The sequence below is a fragment of the Variovorax atrisoli genome (assembly GCF_014195185.1).
In the GTDB taxonomy this organism is placed as follows: domain Bacteria; phylum Pseudomonadota; class Gammaproteobacteria; order Burkholderiales; family Burkholderiaceae_C; genus Variovorax; species Variovorax atrisoli.
The window spans coordinates 61,143-74,955 of sequence record NZ_JACIBG010000001.1 but is presented as its reverse complement, the minus strand read 5'-3'; the positions used below and the strand labels follow the sequence as shown (position 1 = coordinate 74,955).

The 13,813-nt window shown below is 70.6% G+C and carries 10 protein-coding genes; 8 read left to right on the top strand and 2 right to left on the bottom strand.

What is annotated here, in order from left to right; all coding sequences use genetic code 11:
• The first annotated feature begins 31 nt into the window (after nt 1-31).
• Nucleotides 32-388 carry a DUF2845 domain-containing protein gene (locus FHY06_RS00350; protein ID WP_184602775.1) on the top strand — a complete coding sequence of 119 codons (357 nt, stop codon included), beginning with the start codon at nt 32-34 and terminating at the stop codon, nt 386-388.
• A gap of 30 nt (nt 389-418) precedes the next feature.
• Here the strand turns inward: FHY06_RS00350 and FHY06_RS00345 are convergent, their stop codons facing one another.
• Nucleotides 419-928 (bottom strand): cupin domain-containing protein, encoded by a 510-nt coding sequence (locus tag FHY06_RS00345; RefSeq protein ID WP_019653232.1) that lies wholly within the window; start codon nt 926-928, stop codon nt 419-421.
• Nucleotides 929-945: 17 nt separating this feature from the next.
• Nucleotides 946-1,683, bottom strand: coding sequence for an NAD-dependent epimerase/dehydratase family protein (locus FHY06_RS00340; RefSeq protein ID WP_184602773.1), 738 nt, complete (start codon nt 1,681-1,683; stop codon nt 946-948).
• A 97-nt stretch (nt 1,684-1,780) separates the two neighbouring features.
• Here FHY06_RS00340 and pdxR point away from each other — a divergent pair, with 97 nt between their 5' ends.
• The 7 genes from pdxR (at nt 1,781) to FHY06_RS00305 (ending at nt 13,767) form a co-directional block, all read left to right on the top strand.
• Nucleotides 1,781-3,217, top strand: a complete 1,437-nt coding sequence (gene pdxR, locus FHY06_RS00335) for a MocR-like pyridoxine biosynthesis transcription factor PdxR (protein ID WP_184602771.1) — start codon at nt 1,781-1,783, stop codon at nt 3,215-3,217.
• Nucleotides 3,218-3,329: 112 nt separating this feature from the next.
• Nucleotides 3,330-6,524 carry a hypothetical protein gene (locus FHY06_RS00330; RefSeq protein ID WP_184602768.1) on the top strand — a complete coding sequence of 1,065 codons (3,195 nt, stop codon included), beginning with the start codon at nt 3,330-3,332 and terminating at the stop codon, nt 6,522-6,524.
• Nucleotides 6,521-8,227, top strand: a complete 1,707-nt coding sequence (locus FHY06_RS00325; RefSeq protein ID WP_184602766.1) for an SWIM zinc finger family protein — start codon at nt 6,521-6,523, stop codon at nt 8,225-8,227. Before FHY06_RS00330 ends, FHY06_RS00325 begins: the two co-directional genes overlap by 4 nt.
• Before the next feature lie 283 nt (nt 8,228-8,510).
• Nucleotides 8,511-10,457, top strand: coding sequence for a reverse transcriptase domain-containing protein (locus FHY06_RS00320; RefSeq protein ID WP_132750687.1), 1,947 nt, complete (start codon nt 8,511-8,513; stop codon nt 10,455-10,457).
• A gap of 381 nt (nt 10,458-10,838) precedes the next feature.
• Nucleotides 10,839-11,939 carry a GNAT family protein gene (locus FHY06_RS00315; RefSeq protein WP_184602764.1) on the top strand — a complete coding sequence of 367 codons (1,101 nt, stop codon included), beginning with the start codon at nt 10,839-10,841 and terminating at the stop codon, nt 11,937-11,939.
• Nucleotides 11,936-12,787, top strand: a complete 852-nt coding sequence (locus FHY06_RS00310) for a PA4780 family RIO1-like protein kinase (protein WP_019653239.1) — start codon at nt 11,936-11,938, stop codon at nt 12,785-12,787. The genes FHY06_RS00315 and FHY06_RS00310 overlap by 4 nt, the downstream gene beginning before the upstream one ends.
• 38 nt (nt 12,788-12,825) lie before the next feature.
• Nucleotides 12,826-13,767: an ABC transporter substrate-binding protein gene (locus FHY06_RS00305; RefSeq protein ID WP_132799567.1), complete on the top strand. Its 942-nt coding sequence runs from the start codon at nt 12,826-12,828 to the stop codon at nt 13,765-13,767.
• The last annotated feature ends 46 nt before the right edge of the window (nt 13,768-13,813 follow it).

Sequence of the window (13,813 nt, the reverse complement as noted above, 5' to 3'; positions counted from 1 at the left end):
GTCCCAGGCAGCACAAGGAATCCGTCCAACCATGCGCACACTCGCCGCGAGCGCCTTCTTCTGCCTCGTCTCCCTGCTGCATTCCCCGGCCGCATCGGCCCAGTCGCTGAGCTGCGGCGGCACGCTCTCCGGCGTGGGCGACTCCAAGGTCTCGGTGATCCAGAAATGCGGCGAGCCGATTTCCAAGGAATTCGTCTGCGTGCCGCGTCCGCAGGTCGCCTGGGTGCTTTCTCCCTATCCCGGCGGCCCGGCGCAGCAGGTGGTGACGCAGCAGTGCGTGCCGATGGAAGACTGGGTCTACTACCGCGGCCAGGGCAACTTCCTCGGCATCGTGAGGTTCTACAACGGCGCGATCGAGTCGGTGCGCGATGGCGAGAAGATGCGCTAGCGGCCGGGCGCTATCGCGGCAGCCTGCCGATCAGGGCGGCAGCACCAGCGGCCCGCAGTTCTCCTCGGTGACGAACACCGACACCAGCCTGGCGTGCTTCACCGGATCGGGGTTCTCCGCGAACAGATGCAGCGTGCCGGGCGGCTCGAAGAAGGTCTCGCCCGTCCTGTAGTCGCCCGGCGGTCCGCCTGCCAGCTGCGAGCGCACCGTGCCTTCGAGGATGATCGCCGTCACCGAGCCCGGGTGCCGGTGTGCCGGCGAATAGGCCATCGGCGGAAAGTCGACGATGGCGGTTGTCACCGATTTGCCCGGCACGTGGGGCAGCGCTTCGCATGAGATCACTTTCACCGAGGTGCGGGGTCGCGCCGCGGCTGCGGAGCCTTCCGGTGCAGGCGCCGACGAGAACATCGGGCGGCTCAACGTGCTGCAGACGTCGTCGATGAGCTGCGCCGTCGATTGCTTGCTCGCATGCGGCAGCAAGGCCCAACCCATCGACGCGAACGCCAGCACGGCAAAGCCGATGCCCATGGCGCGGTGCATTGGAAGCGGCACCGCGTTCAAGGCGTTGCTCCCCGTTGCGCATCTGCCTGCCAGCCCAGCATCCGCTTCGCCTTCTCGCTGCTGACTTCGACGCCGTCCTCGGCGATATTGAAGATGCCGCCCGGCGAGCGCTGCAGTGCAAGCAAGGCGGCGTGCGCGGCGTCCTTCACATGCAACGGGCTCGAGCCCTTGGGCGTCGGCGTCGACGTGTTCGGCCCGTAGAGCTGCCCGTAGCGCAGCACGGTGGCCGTCATGCCCCGCGCGTCCATCACGCTCTGCTCCAGCGCAGCCACGCCATCCACGCTGACGCGGCGCGCGCCTTCGGCCTGCAGGTCGAGCGGCCGGTCTTCGGTGAAGGGCTTCGGCCCCGGCGCATAGGCCCAGGCGATGCTCTGCGCCACCAGCCGCTTCGCGCCCGCCGCCTGCGCCGCAGCCACGAGGTTGCGAGTGCCCTCGGTGCGCACCCGCGCATTGAGCACGGCGGCTTGCGCCATGCGCGCCGGATCGAGGTCCCTGGGCAGGTCGGTGAGCTGGTGGATCACGCCCCAGGGTGCGATGCGCACCAGCGCGTCGTGCAGGGCCGCCGCATCGAACACGTCGACGACGACCGGGTGCACGCCCATCGCCTCCAGCGCGGCGGCACGGTCCGCACGGCGCGTGGTGCCGTGCACCTCAAAGCCGGCCTCGACCAGCATCGGAACCAGCGCCACGCCCACCGCGCCGGTAGCGCCTGCCAGAAACACCTTCTCGCTCATTGCATTCGTCCTTCCAGGCTGTTCATGTTCACGGGAATGAGCTTAGGTCTACGATGCCCCATCCAAAAGAGCCAAGAATCGCAGGAATGACCAGGCCATGACGCCGCAGCCCCAAGCACCGAAGGACGCACCCGGACTCGACCGGGCGAAGAAGACGCCGCTCTTCCGCCAAGTCTACGAACGCTATCGCAGCGCCATCGAGCAAGGTGCGCTGCGCCCCGGCGACCGGGTCGCCTCCGCGCGCAGCCTGGCGGCCGAGCTCGGCGTGGCACGCGGCACCATCGAGGCCGCCTACGGGCAGCTGATCGGCGAAGGCTATTTCTCCTCTCGCGGACAGGCGGGCACGGTGGTGTCGCCCTCGTTGCCGCCGCATCGGCCGGCAAGGCGGGAACCGCAGCGCCGCAACGACAGGCCGGTGCCCGACACGCTCAAGCAGCCGGGCGAGCCGCCCCTCATGCAACTGGGCATCCCGGCGCTCGATGCGTTTCCGCGCAAGCTGTGGTCGCGGCTGGCCGCCCGCCGCGCGCGGGCCATGAGCGGTGCCGACATGTTCTATGGCGACCCTTGCGGCTACCCGCCGCTGCGCGAGGCGATCGCGGCCTACCTGCGGGTGTCGCGCGGCGTCCCGTGCCATGCCTCGCAGGTGCTGGTGACGGGCGGCTACCGCGCATCGCTCGCGCTCGCAGCACGCACGCTGCTGAAGAGCGGCGATCGCGTCTGGGTGGAGGATCCCGGTTTTCCGCCGACGCAGGAGGTGCTGCGTGCCGCCGGCCATCGCGCGGTGCCGGTGCCGGTGGACGAAGAAGGCCTCGTCGTCGAGCGCGGCCTGCGCAAGGCGCCCCAGGCTCGCATGGCCGTGGTCACGCCCTCGCACCAGGCGCCGCTGGGCGTGTCGATGACGCTCGCGCGGCGGCTTCAGCTGCTCGACTGGGCCTCGAAAGCCGGCGCCTGGATCGTCGAGGACGACTACGACGGCGAATACCGCTATGCCGGCGCGCCGCTGCCCGCGCTCAAGAGCCTGGACAGCCACGACCGCGTGCTGTACGCCGGCAGCTTCTCGAAGGTGCTCTTCCCGGGGCTGGCGCTGGGCTATCTCGTGGTTCCCGAATCGCTGTGCGAGCGCTTCGCGGAAGCGGCATGCGCCTGGTCGAACGGCAGCCCGCAGAGCACGCAGGCGGTGGTGGCCGACTTCATGCGCGAGGGCCACTTCCCGCGTCACCTGAAGAAGATGCGCCTGCTCTACGCGCGCCGCCGCGCGATGCTCGTGGCCGCGTTGCAGAAGACCTTCGGCGACGCGGTGCGCATCGACCTGCGCAACGGCGGCATGCACCTGATCGCGCGTTTCGACGGGCGCGCCGAAGACGATGCGACGCTGGCCCAGCGCGCGCAACTGGCGGGTCTCAACTGCCAGCCGCTGTCAGCACGGGGCATCTCGCGGCCGGGCTCGCAGGGGCTGCTGATGGGCTTCACCAACATCGCCACCGCCGCCGAGGCCGGACGGCTCGCGGCAAGACTGCGCTCGGCGCTGGACTGAGTGGTCGGCTCGCCGCGCATTCCGCGGCGGCCGCTGCCCGCAAACCCCCGCTAAGATGCGCGGCGACACAGAAAGAAGCACAAGCACCAACCGAAGGCAGGGAGGCCTCCGCGTGAAGCGCATTCGCTCAGAGAAATTGATCCGCATGAAGCCCGGCGTGGCAGGCGCCGCCGGCTTCAGCACCGTGGAACTGTTCGTCCTGCCGGAAGACGCCGGCCATGTGGTGCACGTGAGCACCAGCCGCGACGGACTGCAGTGGAGGGAAACGGTCTTCACCCCCTCGCCGCTGCCCTTCGAGGCAGCCAGCATTGCCTTCGAGCATGCCGTCGCGTCGCAGATCGCCCAGGGCTACGTCATCGAAGGCTCCGCCGCTCCGGTTGCCACCGCAATCCCACCCACCTCCGCCATTGCCCACCCCGGGGACGCCGTGCTGCTGGCGGCCATCCGCCCCGACGCATGGCGCCTGCTGCCACCGGTGCGCCGCAGCCGCGTGGTGTGGCGCATCGGCGAGCGCCGGCTCGCGGCCGCGGTGCCGCAACTCATCGACCACATCGAGACCGGCGAGCCGATGCTCGACTACTGCATCGCCTGGGCCATCGGCCGCTGCGGCGACGCGGGCGCCTTCGAGGCGATGCGCGAGCTGTCGCAGCGCGGGCGCACGCCGGTGGTCACGCGCGCCGCCCGCTGGGCCGCACTCGCGCTCTGGCCCGAGGAGCAGCGCGCGGCCGAGGCGGCGCGCATCGTCGACGACTGGCCCGCGCCGCTGCGCCGTGCCTGGGCCGCGATGGGCGAAGCGCCGGCCGCCGAAGCCATGCCGATGCTGCGGCAGCATCTGGCCGACCCTGCGCTCTGGAACGGATTGAAGTACGCGGCCTGGGTCGGGCAGCTCTTCGACCTGTCGCTGCTCGAAGGCCGCCGCGACGACGGGCTTGCGCACGCCGCACTACTGGAGATCGCGCCGACGCTGCAGCTCGCGGCCGGCAGCTTCCGCGCATGGCGGCGCCTGTACAAGGGCGCGGAGTTCGCGGGCGACTATGCCCTGCTCGGCGTGCTGCACCAGCGCCTGGAAACGCAGCGCGCGGCCTACCGCACCGGGGGGCGCTGGGCGCAGGTCAACGGCCGCTACGTGGAGATCGCCAAGGAAGTCGCGCGGCCCGACAGCCGCCTCGCCTACAGCCAGCGCACGCGCGACTACCTGCGCCGCCGCACCTGGCGCAACCTTCGCAGGCTCGCGCTCGCCGGGGCCGCCGACGAAGCCGACTGGCTGCGGCTCGCCATGGGCGTGCTGCTGGCGGCCGACGACGCCGAGGCCGGCACCGCCGGCCAGCAGCGCGAATCGCGCTGGACGCCCGAACCCCGCAGTTGGCACACCGGCCCCTACAGCCGCTGGCTGGTGCTGATGCAGCTTCTGCATCGCCACGACCCCGAATGGGAGGCGCAGCGCGGCGGCCTGCAATGGCGCCGCAGCACGCCGCCGCCCGCGCAGCGCCTGAACCGCACCGAAGCCTGGCCCGAACGCTGGGACCGCCATCCGCAGGCGCTGCTGCAGCTGATGCAGCAGGGCCGGTGCGCAGCGGTGCATGCCTTCGCCGCACGCGCGCTGCAGGACAACAAACCCTTCTGCGAAGCGCTCGATGCGCAGACCGTCCGCGGGCTGCTGGGCAGCACCTGGGAAGACACGGCCCGCTTCGCGCTGGGCATCGCGCGCCAGCGCATCGCAGCGGGCGAAGCTCCCCTGCCCTGGCTGCCGGCGCTGCTGGGCTCGCCGCTGGCCGAGGCACGCACGCTCGCGCTCGAATACATCGGGCAGGACCCGGGCCTCTACAGCCAGCAGGTCGACCTGCTGCTGGCGCTGCTGACCTCCCCCCATGCCGAAGTGCGCCGCGCCTCGCGCCTGCTGCTGCAGGCCGCCGCGCCGAACCTCTCGACGCTCGACGCGCTGGCCTCCGAACTGCTTTCGTGGCTGTCGGCCTGCGACGCCGCGCAGCCCCAGCTCGACGCGATCTGCGAGAACCTGCAGTGGGCGCTGCAGGGCCTGCTGCGCACGGCGGCGGCCAAGGCGCCGCTCGACAGGCTGCTGGCGCTCTTCGAGCATGCGAGCCCCGACGTCGTGCGCACCGCCGCAGAGTGGCTGCTGCTGCATCCGGCCTCGGTGCAGGGCCTGCCGGTTAGCGTGCTCACGCGGCTGCTGCAGTCCGACGACGAGCGGCTGCGCGGCGCCGGCGTGAGGCTCTTCACTTCGCTGCCCGACGAGTCGCTGGTCACCCAGCCCGAACTGTTTGCCGCCTTCTGCAGCAGCCCGATGCCAGCGGTGCGCGCCGCGGTCGCGCCGCGCCTGGCGCAGCTGCTGCCCGCGCACCCGGCCTTCGCCGCCGCGCTGATGCCGCTGCTGCGCGACGAACTGTTCCGCGCCGAATCCGCGGAGGGCATATTCGATTCGCTGCTGCAGTGGCTGTGCGGCCCGCTGGCCGAGCACACGCGCCGCGGCGAGCCCGCCCTCACCCTTCGCCTGCTCGAAGCGCGCAGCAAGGGCGCGCAGCGTCTTGGCGCCTGGCTGCTGCCGCAGCAGGAACCGCTCGACTTCAGCGTGCTGCAGACCGCAAGCCTCGGCCTGGTCGACACCGCCGCCGCTCGCCAGTGGGCTACCGAGCAGCTGGCCGCCAGACCGGAGCGCACGCTCGCCGAGCTCGGCGACGCGCTTCGCATCTTCGACAGCCGCTGGGACGACGCGCGTGACTGGGCGCGCCGGTGGTTCGGCTCCCAGGGCGAATCCAGCCTCTGGACGCCCGCGCTGCTCGTGCGCCTGTGCGACCACAAGGACGCGGGCGCCCAGCGCCTGGGCCGCGAGCTGCTCACCACGCATTTCGACGTGACCGACGTCACCACCTACATGCTGCAGCTGAGCCAGCATCCCTCGCCGGGCATGCAGCTCTTCGTGACCAACTGGCTGGCCTCGGCCGCGAGCCGCAACGCCGACGTGCTCGCCCGGCTTGAGCCCTACTTCCTCAGCGTGCTCTCGCAGGCCAACCGGGGGCGGCTGGCCAAGTCGCGCGTGATGGAGTTCCTGGCCGCACAGGCGGTGCACTCGGAAGACATCGCACGCATCGTTGCGCGCGTGTTCGCGCGGCAGGCCGTCACCGGCGCGATCACCGAGCGCGCGCAATACGTGGCGGGGCTGCGCAGCATCCAGGAAGCCTTCCCCCTGCTGGACACCCCCCTGCAGACCGCGACGGTGCGCAGCATCGCGCCGCGCCGCGCGCCGCTGCCGCCTTCTTCCGCAGCCCGGACCGGAGGGCCCGCCGCATGAGATTCCAGTACCGATATTTCGGCCATTCCGGCGTGCAGCACACGGCCGACAGCACCGCGCTGCAATTCGCGCCCGACACGCTGCGCGCGCCGGTGCACTTCGTCGCCGACATCAACCGCCACCTGCCGTTCCGCGAAGGCATGTCGGCGCTGCACGACGTGGTGGTGGGCGACCTGCGCTTCAAGCCGCGCGACAAGAGCGCGTACCTCGAATGGCTGGCCGGGCAGGAAAGCGAGCTGCTCGCGCAGTTCATGGCGCGCAGCGACGAGCTGAAGGCGCAGATGGAGCCCCTCTCCAAGGAACTGGCCGAGCTGCGCAAGCGCAAGCAGGCGGTGCTGCAGCCCTTCATGAGTGCGCAGAAGCGCTACTTCGACCACATCTACAAGGTCAACCGCGAGGCGTGGTTCGTGCTCGACCCCGTCATCACGGTGCACCCCGACCGCGTGTTCTTCGAGTGCTTCAGCCAGGACGAGTCGAGCTACGGCATGTTCTCGTGCAGCCACGACGTCTTCGACCGGGTGAGCGACCATGCCTGCGGCACCACCAATGTCGACTACTCCGAGTCGCTGTACGACGAGTTCCAGAAGATCCGTGACTACAAGAAGACGCGGCTGGCCATCGACCCCGGCGGCTTCCAGGTCCGGAGCGACAACGACCCGGCCTTCCACGAGCCCAAGATCGACGTGCCCGACAGCTGGGTGCGCGGCTTCCTGCAGGTCAGCAGCGCGATGCTGCTGCCCGCGCACCGGCTGCAGCTGCATCCGATGGACATCCACAACATCTGCCTGGTGCTGCGCCGGCGCAAGGAGCGCGTGGGGCCGCGCTCGCTGCGCTTCGTGCTGCGGCCGGGGCAGCCGGTGCGCATCGTGTTCGAGCCCTGGGGCCACGAGCTGGTGTGCCCGCGCTCGACCCACACCGCCGCCGCCGACATCGACATCCGCGTGTGGGGCCGGCGCCGTCTGCTGCAGCTCGAACGGCTGGTGCCGGTGGCGCAGGGCTTCACCGTGCACCTGCTGGGTACCGGCATGCCGAGCTTCTGGGTCGCGCAGATGCCCGACATGGAATTCACTCTCGGTCTTTCGGGCTGGACCGCCAACGACTGGTCGCGCAACGGCCACTTCGAGCTGCTGCAGCCGCGCCAGACGGTCGACCAGGACAGCCTGCTGCGCGTGTTCTCGGCGCTCGGCGAGCGCTGGCGCGCCACCACCGCCGAGCTGGCGGCGGCCACGGGGCTGTCGACGCTCACCGTCGATGCGGCGCTCGGCGGCTACGTACAGGCAGGCCGCGTGGTTTACGACATCGCGCACGGCGTGTGGCGGCTGCGCGAGCTCAGCCGCGAGCCGCTGCCCATGGACAAGCTGCGCTATGCCAGCCCCGAGGAAGAAGCCGCAGCCGAACTGGTGCGCGCGCGTCGCATCGTCAATGTGAAGACGCAGGCGCGCGCCGACGGCGGCGTCTCGATCAGCGGCAAGGCCAAGGGTTCGAACGGCCAGCGCGAGTACTTCACGAGCCTGCAGCTCGACGGCGACCAGCGCGTGGCCTCGGGCGAATGCCAATGCAGCCACTTCGTGCGCCATCGCATGACCAGGGGTCCGTGCGAGCACATGCTCGCGCTGCGCCTCTCGGCCACGCCGTCCATCGCGGCGAACACGACGACAACAACAACGACAGACCCGGAAAGGAGCACCGCCCACATCGGCTGATACACTGCTTTTTTGCGAACGGAGCGGGAAGGCTCTTGCAATCCGGTCGGCGTATCGCCGCCCTCGCACACAGCACTTCCCAAGCGTCACTGGACGTCTCTTCACTGTGCCGTATGGCCATGGTGACGCGACAACAGTGCGGCTTCCTCGAAGCTCATCGGCGTCACCATGGCCATACGGCGTCGAGTGGAGCCCTCCAGTCCCGAGGCTCTTCGACGAGATTCCCGCTTCGTTCGCAATCTTTCCCTTCTCCAAGCAGTGCATCGGCCGGTGGCGCAGCGCCATGACCATGCAGTCTCCCGCCTCTTCTTCATCTTCCGTGCCCGACTCGGCGCTCACCCGCGAGCAGCTGTACGAGCGCATCCGCAAGAGTTCCAAGCAGGAAGTCGTCCTCGAGGAAATGCAGCGCCTGGGCTTCTGGCCGCGCGACGCGGCGCAGCCGACGGTCGAGGAGCAGCTGATCCGCCGCGAGGGCGAGCTGCAGACCGCGCTCTCGAAGCTCGGCAGCGAACTGCGCGGCATCGAGGACCGCGACCGGGCCCTGAAGATCATGCGCAAGGAGCGCATGGCCCGCGCCCGCGAGCGCCGCGAGGAAACCCGCCAGCGCCTCGCGCAGGGCCGCCATGCGCGCGCCCTGGCCTGGCACGAGCGGCGCAAGCGCGAGCTGCTGTACGTGGGCGACGGCGTCTCCGGCGGCCTGAACGACGCGCACAGCGACAGCCAGGCGCTGGCGCGCAACGCCCTGCCCGCGCTGGACCATGCGGGCGACCTGGCGCAGGCCATGGGCGTCGGCCTGGGTGAGCTGCGCTTCCTGGCATGGCACCGAGAGGTGTCGAGCGTGAGCCACTACCAGCGCTTCACCATGCCCAAGAAGAGCGGCGGCGAGCGCCACATCTCCGCGCCCATGCCGCGACTGAAGCGCGCGCAGTACTGGGTGCTGGACAACATCCTCGGGAAGATGCCGGTGCACGAGGCGGCGCACGGCTTCATGCCGGGCCGCTCGATCCTCACCAACGCGGCGCCGCACGTGGGCCGCGACGTGGTCGTCAACCTCGACCTGAAGGACTTCTTTCCCTCCATCGGCATGCGGCGCGTGCGCGGCGTGTTCCGCCAGCTGGGCTATTCGTCGCAGGTCGCGAGCCTGCTGGCACTGCTGTGCACCGAGGCGCCCACCGACGAGGTGCAGCTCGACGGCAGCCGCTACTTCGTCGCCCGCGGCGAGCGCGTGCTGCCCCAGGGAGCGCCCACCAGCCCGATGATCACCAACCTGCTGTGCCGACGGCTCGATGCACGGCTGGCCGCGAGCGCGGCGAAGCTGGGCTTCCGCTACACGCGCTATGCCGACGACCTGACCTTCTCCGCCGGCCCCGAGCACAGCCGCGACACGGCCAAGCTGCTGTGGCGCGTGAAGCAGATCGTGGCGAGCGAGGGCCTCACGCTGCACCCCGACAAGCAGCAGGTGATGCGCAGGCACCGCCAGCAGCACGTGACGGGCATCGTGGTCAACGACAAGCTCTCGGTCGACCGCGACACGCTGCGGCGCTTCCGCGCGGTGCTGCACCAGGCCGAGCGCCACGGCCCGCAGGGCCTGCAGTGGAACGGCAACAGCGACGTGATCGGCGCGCTGCGCGGCTATGCCAACTTCATCGCGATGGCCGACGCGGCGCGCGCCGAGCCCTACCTGCAGCGCGTGCGCGCGCTGGCGGCGAAGCACGAAGGCGGCGCCAAGCCAGCGACTGAGGCATCGCAGCGCAAGCTCGGCGCGGGCGAGTTCCGCAAGCAGTCCGCAGCGGGCAAGGCGCCATGGCCAGCCTGGTGGCAGCCGGCCGAGGCACCCGCGCCGGTGCTGGAGAAGACCGCCGAGCAACTGGCGGAGGAAAAGAAGGCGCAACGCGAGGCGGCGCGGCCCCAGCCAGCCGTGTCCGCGCCTGCAGCGGTGCGCCCTGCCACAGCGGCACCGCGGCCGTCGGGGCAGGCCGCTGCGCAGTCGCCAACGCCAGCGCCGGCGCCCGCCTCCGCCTTCCGGGTCCGCTGGGGCATCAGCGTGCTGATGCAGGCCGTCTACGTCTTCAGCGTCTTCACCACAAGCGCCAGTCCGCTGATCTGGCTGATGACGGGCGCCGTCACCATCAGCAACATCGTGCAGCGCAAGTCGGGCTGGTTGCGCTTCATCGTGGCGGTCTTCATCTCGTCGGCGCTGGCCTCCCTGGTCCACAGCATGAAGAACTGAGGGCATGCTCAGGGCCGGCGGGCCGACCGGGCCCGCCGGCTCTCGTGTGCCGCCCGCACCACGTTGCACCACGCAGAATCACGCGGCACTTCACAGCAGGCGACCGGGCCGCTACAGTGGCCGCTTCGACAACCACCGCGAAAAGGAGGCACGAGATGGAAGACGCCGTAATTCACGCCCCCACCATCGTGCGGTTTGTCGTGCACCCCACCCGCTGATCGATTGCTGACGCACCTCCCGCGCAGCACGTGCCCCTGACGGGCACGCCCGGTTCGGCACCCGCGGCCTTCTCGCCGCCGCGACAAACAGCCCCGATTCAAACGCCGCCGCCGGCACGCATGTGCCGTCGGCGCCCCGTTCCCTTTCGAATCAAGGCACACCATGTCCGAAGCCAACGCCGCGTATTCGCGGCCCGTTGCAACAACCGCATTCTTCGATCCCCAACGCGCTTCCGAGGCTGAGTGGCGTGATGCCCTCGCCTACTGGCGCCAGCGCAGCGCCGAGGACTTTCCCGACGAACCGTTGACGAGCGACGCCGAGACCCGGCACGGCGTGCTGCAAGGCGCGCCGCTGTACGTCATCCACCGGGTGCTGGCCCTCTACGAGCACGGCAGGCCCGTCGGAAGCCTCAACATGGGCATCCGCCGCGCGGGAACGCCCGACTATGAATCCTTCGCGCCCTTCGTCGATGTCTGGGGCGGCGTGCTGCGCTCGCATCAGCGCCGCGGCGTGGCCAGCACGCTGCTCGGCGCGCTGCTCGCGTTCATGGATGCACAGGGCAAGACCACGGCGACGGTCAAGGCGCACCTCCCCGAGGGCCACGCTTTCCTGCGCGCCATCGGAGCGCAGGAGAGGCACCGCAGCATCGAGAACCGCGCAACCTTCGCCGGCCTCGACTGGCAGGCTCTCTCCCGCTGGGAGGCCGAGGGCTTCGCGCCCGCCCACGGTCTGCGCGCCGAGTTCCATGTCGGGCGCGTGCCCGTCGAGCGGCTCGCGGAACTGCTGCCCGCGCTGTCGACGTTGCTGAACGACGCGCCCACCAGCGCACTGGAGCGAGCGCCCATGCGCTATGAAATGGCAGAGTACCTCGCGTGGTACGCCGAGATCGACCGCCGCGGCGGCGAACACTACCTCGTGCTGCTGCTCGATGGCGACGAGGTCGTCGCGGTGTGCGACGCCAGCTGGAACCAGTTGTTCCCCGACCGCATGTTCCAGCGGCTCACGGCCGTGGCCCGCCACTGGCGCGGCAAGGGCCTGGCCAAGGGCGTCAAGGCCGCGATGCTGCGGCTGGTGCACTCGCGCCACCCGGAGCTGGCGCTGATCTCCACCAGCAACGCGGAGGTCAATGCGCCGATGCTCGCCATCAACCGCCAGCTGGGCTTTGTCGTGCACCGGCAGGAAGGCCTCTACCAGTTCGGGACCGACAGCCTGCGGGCCTACCTCGCCACCCGTTCCATGATCTCCCGGGAGTCCCGCGCATGAAGGCACCGCAAAGACTGCAGGCCCTGATCGACGAAGGCCTGATCGACACCGTGGTGCGCCAGCTCATGAGCGGCAAGGAAGCCATGGTCTACGTCGTGCGCTGCGGCGACGAGACGCGCTGCGCCAAGGTCTACAAGGAGGCCGACAAGCGCAGCTTCCGGCAGGCCGTCGACTACACCGAGAACCGCCGCGTCAAGAACAGCCGCGAGGCGCGCGCCATGGCCAAGGGCACGCGCTTCGGCCGCAAGGTGACCGAGGCCATCTGGCAAAGCGCCGAGGTCGATGCGCTCTACCGGCTTGCCGCCGCCGGCGTGCGCGTGCCGACGCCGCACAACTTCCTGGAGGGCGTGCTGCTGATGGACCTGGTGACCGACGCCAACGGCGACGCCGCGCCCCGCCTGAACGACGTGATGTTCTCGCCGGCGGACGCCATGCGCCACCACGCCAGCCTGCTGCGCGAGGTGATGCGCATGCTGTGCGCGGGCATCGTGCACGGCGACCTCTCGGAGTTCAACGTGCTGCTGGCCGAGGACGGCCCGGTCGTCATCGACCTGCCGCAGGCGGTCGATGCCGCGGGCAACAACCACGCCCGGCGCATGCTGTTGCGCGACGTCGAGAACCTGCGCAATTTCTTCGGCCAGTTCGCGCCCGTGCTGCTGGACACGCATTACGGCGAGGAGATCTGGCACCTCTACGAGCGCGGCCAGCTGCGCCCCGAGACCGAACTCACCGGCGGCTTCGTTCAGGAAACCGGCCCGGTCGACCTGCGCCACGTGATGCGCGAGGTGGACGACGCGCGCGAGGAAGAGGCCGCGCGGCGGCTGCGCCTGCGCACGCCGCGACAATAGGCGGGCCAACGCCCGCCCGCCCGCCGCCTGCCAGATCGATGACCTCCTCCGTCCTGCCGAACCCCGCCCCGCGCCAGCTCCTGTCTTCCGCCGTCCGCCGGGTCGCCAAGGCCGCGGCCTTCGTCGCGCTGGGCTTCGGCCCGGCCGCGCATGCCGCCGGCACGGCCATCCGGCTGGAGGACGACCGGGGCACCACGGTCGATCTGCAGGCGCCGGCCAGGCGCATCGTGTCGCTGATGCCTTCGCTGACCGAGACCGTCTGCGCCCTCGACGCCTGCGACCGGCTGGTGGGCATCGACCGCCACGCCAACTGGCCGGCCTCGGTGAAGGGGCTGCCGCAGGTGGGCGGCATCGACGACGCGAACGTGGAGCGCATCGTCGCGCTCAAGCCCGACCTGGTGCTGCTGCGTCCGCGCAGCCGCGCCGCCGAGCCGCTGGAGCGCCTGGGCCTGAAGGTGCTCGCGCTCGACGCCAAGACCCATGCCGACATGCGCCGCGTGATGGAGACCGTGGCCCGTGCCACCGGCCGCCCCGGCGCGGGCGAGGCCTACTGGCGCAAGCTCGACGCCGGGCTGGACGCGGCCCGTGCCCGCGTGCCGGCCGGCTGGCAGGGCCGGCGCGTGTACTTCGAGGTGCATGGGGGCATGGCCGCGGCCAGCGAGAGCTCCTTCATCGGCGAGACGCTGGCCCGCCTCGGGCTCGGCAACGCGGTGCCCGGCACGCTCGGCCCCTTCCCCAAGATGAGCCCCGAGTTCGTGGTGCGCGCCAATCCCGACGTGCTGATGGTGTCGGCCCTCGGCGAGGTCTCGGCCATGGCCGCGCGGCCGGGCTGGTCCGCCATGTCGGCGATCCAGCGCGGGCGGGTGTGCAGCTTCGCCTCTGCGCGCTTCGACCTCATGATGCGGCCCGGCCCCCGCCTCGACGAAGCAGCCGACGCGATCGTGAGCTGCCTGGCGTCCCTCGGCGACGCGAAGCCCTGAACAGACACAGACACAGACAAGCAGATCGATGACGCGGTACCCGTCT

Excerpts from the sequence above, each read along its gene's own strand:
- FHY06_RS00350 (WP_184602775.1), top strand. The coding sequence starts at position 32 with ATGCGCACACTCGCCGCGAGCGCCTTCTTCTGCCTCGTCTCCCTGCTG.
- FHY06_RS00345 (WP_019653232.1), bottom strand. The coding sequence starts at position 928 with ATGCACCGCGCCATGGGCATCGGCTTTGCCGTGCTGGCGTTCGCGTCG.
- FHY06_RS00340 (WP_184602773.1), bottom strand. The coding sequence starts at position 1,683 with ATGAGCGAGAAGGTGTTTCTGGCAGGCGCTACCGGCGCGGTGGGCGTG.
- pdxR (WP_184602771.1), top strand. The coding sequence starts at position 1,781 with ATGACGCCGCAGCCCCAAGCACCGAAGGACGCACCCGGACTCGACCGG.
- FHY06_RS00325 (WP_184602766.1), top strand. The coding sequence starts at position 6,521 with ATGAGATTCCAGTACCGATATTTCGGCCATTCCGGCGTGCAGCACACG.
- FHY06_RS00320 (WP_132750687.1), top strand. The coding sequence starts at position 8,511 with ATGACCATGCAGTCTCCCGCCTCTTCTTCATCTTCCGTGCCCGACTCG.
- FHY06_RS00315 (WP_184602764.1), top strand. The coding sequence starts at position 10,839 with ATGTCCGAAGCCAACGCCGCGTATTCGCGGCCCGTTGCAACAACCGCA.
- FHY06_RS00310 (WP_019653239.1), top strand. The coding sequence starts at position 11,936 with ATGAAGGCACCGCAAAGACTGCAGGCCCTGATCGACGAAGGCCTGATC.
- FHY06_RS00305 (WP_132799567.1), top strand. The coding sequence starts at position 12,826 with ATGACCTCCTCCGTCCTGCCGAACCCCGCCCCGCGCCAGCTCCTGTCT.